Raw genomic sequence first — 3,245 nt, forward strand, 5'->3', positions numbered from 1 at the left:
GCACCGGCCTGGGCCTGAGCACGGTCTACGGCTTCGCGCGGCAGTCGTTGGGTGCGATCGGCATCGACAGCACGCCGGGTCATGGCACGACGCTGTCGCTGATCCTCCCGCAGCCGCCCGCCGCAGTTCGCGAGGCCGCCGAGCACGATGCGGTCGCCGCGGACGTGCCGCCGGGACTGCGTGTGCTGCTGGTGGAGGATGACGCGGAGGTCCGCGCGGTCGCGCGTCGCTACCTGACCGACCTCGGCTGCAGCGTCACGGCCTGCGCCAGCGCGGAAGAGGCCCTGCGGCATCTGCGCGAGTTGGGCGATGCCGCCGACTCGTCCGCAGGCATCGCGCTGCCACATCTGCTGCTCAGCGACATCGCGCTAGGCGCCGGCATGCGCGGTACCGAGCTGGCGTCACAAGTCCAGAAGCGATGGCCCGACATCGCCGTGCTGCTGATGTCGGGGTTCTCGGCGGAACTGCTGTCGTCCGGGCCGGAACGCGCGCTGGGCTGGGAACTGCTGCCCAAGCCCTACGAGCGCGCCGCGCTGGCGCGGGCGATCGGGAAGGTGCTGTCGCGCTGACGGGGCGGACATGGTCGCGGTCGCGGTCGCGGTCGCGGTCGTGCATCGGCAGCGCCGGCCGATGCCCACCGCGGGGCTCACGCCGCCGTCGCCAGCTTCCCCCTCGCCATCGAGCCGCCGATCACGAACTGCTCGAGCCGTTCCCGGTTGGGGATGGAGATCTGGCGCCGGCCGCGCTCGCCGAACAGGATCAGGCCTTCGCGGTTCAGCTTGGACAGGCAGCGGCTGACCGTCTCCAGCGTCATGCCCAGGAAGTTGCCGAGGTCGGCGCGCGTCATGCGCAGCGTGAGCTCGTCGGCGCGCAGCCCGCGCTGATGCATGCTGCGCGCCCAGGCGCAGAGGAACTCCGCCACCCGCGCCAGCGAAGCCAGCGTGCAGACCGACATCAGCGACTGGCGCTCGTGGGTGATCTCGGCGCTCATGCCTTCGTGGACCACGGCCATCATCTCCGGATGGCGGGCGCAGGCCTGCAGCAGCGTGTCGTACGGGATGATCGAGATGTTGCCGGTGTCCATCGCGACCGCGTCGCAGGGATGCCGGCCGTGCGCGATGCCGCTGAAACCCAGCCAGTCGCCCCGGAACTTCAGGCTGACGATCTGCTCGCGGCCGTCCAGGCTGCGGCTCACCAGCTTGAACGCGCCGGCATTGATCAGGTAGACCGTGTTGAAGGGCTGGGAGGCGCGGAAGATCATGTCGCCGGCACGCACCACCTTGGCCGCGGGCTGGATGATGTCGCGGATGGTGCGCATCACCTCCAGCATGCGCTGCTGCGGATCGCGGGCATACACACGCGGCTCCGCGACGGACAGCGGCGGGCGCTCCAGCGTGTTGAGATCGGGCGCGATCAGGCCGGGCGCGGCGCCAGCGACGATCACGTCCTCGGTGGACAGCGCGATGGCGACGTCGCGGGGCAGCCGGGGCGGCCGGGACGCCGCGGGCGCTGCGGACGCGAGGCGCGGGCGGCCGGCCGGGGCATCCCGCAGGCGATCGCGGGGAAGGTCGCTCGGGGGAGAGGCAAGGGCGATGGCGCTGTGCATGAGGGTCTCGAGGTTGGAGGGGTTGCTGGGAATGCTAGAAACGGCTCGCAAACGCGGAACCAATCCTTGACATCGATCAGCAACAGTCGGTGAACCCTCGGTGACGGTTCGGTAACGATCCGTCGAGCCTGGACAGCCCCGCGCCGTCCCTGTGTGCTGTGAAGCGAATGCGTTGACATCGGTCAACCCGCTCCGCCCGGAGCTGACTACGCTGCGGACCTCGCCCTCCGGCGCGACCTCGCGTCCGCCGCTGTCCTCATGCCCCTGCCTTCCCTCCGCCACACCGCGCGTCCGACCATGTCGCCCCCAGTTCCGCTCTCGCGCACGACGCCTCCGCCCCTGTTGGGCCTTCGGATGGGGATGGTGTGCGGGGATGAGGGTGCGCCGGCCCCCCGCCTGTTCAAGCAGGCGGCGCTCGAGCTGGGCGCGCAGGTCACGGTGCTGGATCCTGAGCGGGTGCTCGAGGATGGCGCGGCCCTGGAGGAGATCGCCCGTCTGCTGGGCCAGCTGTATGGCGCGATCGCGTGCGACGACCTGCCGCCGGCGGTGCTGCGGCGACTGACGGCCGCGGCCGTGGTCCCGGTGATGGCGGTCCAGGCGGTGCTCGCGCCCAGCGACGAGGGCGGTACCGACGCGGCGGAGCGCCGCCGCGTCACGCAGGCGGCGTTGCTCGCCGCGCTGCGTTAGGCCCTCAGGTCTTCAGGCCCTCTTGCCGGGTCCTCGTCGGACCATCAAGCCTTCGGCAGCGTCTTGTACTGCTGACCGACCGGCGTCAGCACGCCGCTGGCGCCGAACAGGCTGGTGAAGTGCACATCGTTGTCCCAGCGGCCGGTGAACCACGCATAGCGGCTCACATCGCTGCGGTTCTCGCAGACGCTGACCATGTCGGCCATCTGCGCCTTCTGCTTGTCGGACGTGTCGATGTGCGGACCGGCCCCGTTGTGCCAGTTGGCCATCTCGGTGACCCAGAACGGCTTGCCGTACTTGGTCAGGCGGTCCAACTGGTCCTTGAGGCCGTAGTCGTACCAGTGGAAGGCCAGCGCGTCGATCTGCGGGTCGCGACCGCCGTTGGCGGCGCGGTAGGCGGCGATGAACGCATCCATCCACACGACCGGATCCCCGAAGTTCGGCATCGTGCCCCAGGTGATCGCCGGGCCGACGATCTTCACGCCGGTCTGGCGCGCGACGTCCTCATAACGCGGCCATTGCGCGGCGGCATCGGCCGGCGAGAGGTTGGCCTGGTCGGTGAGGTTGGGTTCGTTCAGGACCAGCAGGTACTTCACCGTCGGACGGGCCTTCAACGCCGTCACGACCTGCGCCGTGTTGAAGTTGAAGTTCCACAGCATCGGCACGTGTTCCAGCGCGCCGGCGATCGACGGCTGCGACTGGACGGTCGTGTTGGGCTGCAGCGCCCAGTTGTACCACCAGCCCACGCTGCCGCCGGACAGCGCGTTGAAGTCGGCCGCGTCCCGGAGGTCGTAGGCGACGCCGCGCTTGACCGATGAGGCGGGCGGCGGGGGCGGGGGAGGAGGCGGCGGAGGTGGGGGCGGCGGCGATGCCGGCGGCGGAGGCGAGGCCGGTGGCGGCGGTGAGGCCGGAGGCGATCCCGACGGCGGCGGTGCCGCAGGCGGGGGAGGAG

The 3,245-nt window shown here is 70.8% G+C and carries 4 protein-coding genes; 2 read left to right on the plus strand and 2 right to left on the minus strand.

Annotated elements, in window-relative coordinates:
* A partial coding sequence (locus VF536_RS04715; protein WP_331613648.1) for a response regulator occupies positions 1-569 on the plus strand: 569 nt, incomplete at its 5' end.
* A gap of 77 nt (positions 570-646) precedes the next feature.
* On the opposite strand, the gene VF536_RS04720 is transcribed toward VF536_RS04715, so the two are convergent.
* Complete coding sequence (locus VF536_RS04720) at positions 647-1,606, minus strand: Crp/Fnr family transcriptional regulator (protein WP_331613649.1); 960 nt, start codon at positions 1,604-1,606, stop codon at positions 647-649.
* Between the two features lie 360 nt (positions 1,607-1,966).
* Here VF536_RS04720 and VF536_RS04725 point away from each other — a divergent pair, with 360 nt between their 5' ends.
* Positions 1,967-2,293 (plus strand): hypothetical protein, encoded by a 327-nt coding sequence (locus VF536_RS04725; RefSeq protein WP_331613650.1) that lies wholly within the window; start codon positions 1,967-1,969, stop codon positions 2,291-2,293.
* Positions 2,294-2,337: 44 nt separating this feature from the next.
* Here the strand turns inward: VF536_RS04725 and VF536_RS04730 are convergent.
* The coding region (locus VF536_RS04730; RefSeq protein ID WP_331613651.1) for a glycosyl hydrolase at positions 2,338-3,245 on the minus strand (908 nt) is incomplete at its 5' end.

The organism is Roseateles sp. (assembly GCF_036486225.1).
Lineage (GTDB): Bacteria > Pseudomonadota > Gammaproteobacteria > Burkholderiales > Burkholderiaceae_C > Roseateles.

Excerpts from the sequence above, each read along its gene's own strand:
- VF536_RS04720 (WP_331613649.1), bottom strand. The coding sequence starts at position 1,606 with ATGCACAGCGCCATCGCCCTTGCCTCTCCCCCGAGCGACCTTCCCCGC.
- VF536_RS04725 (WP_331613650.1), top strand. The coding sequence starts at position 1,967 with ATGGTGTGCGGGGATGAGGGTGCGCCGGCCCCCCGCCTGTTCAAGCAG.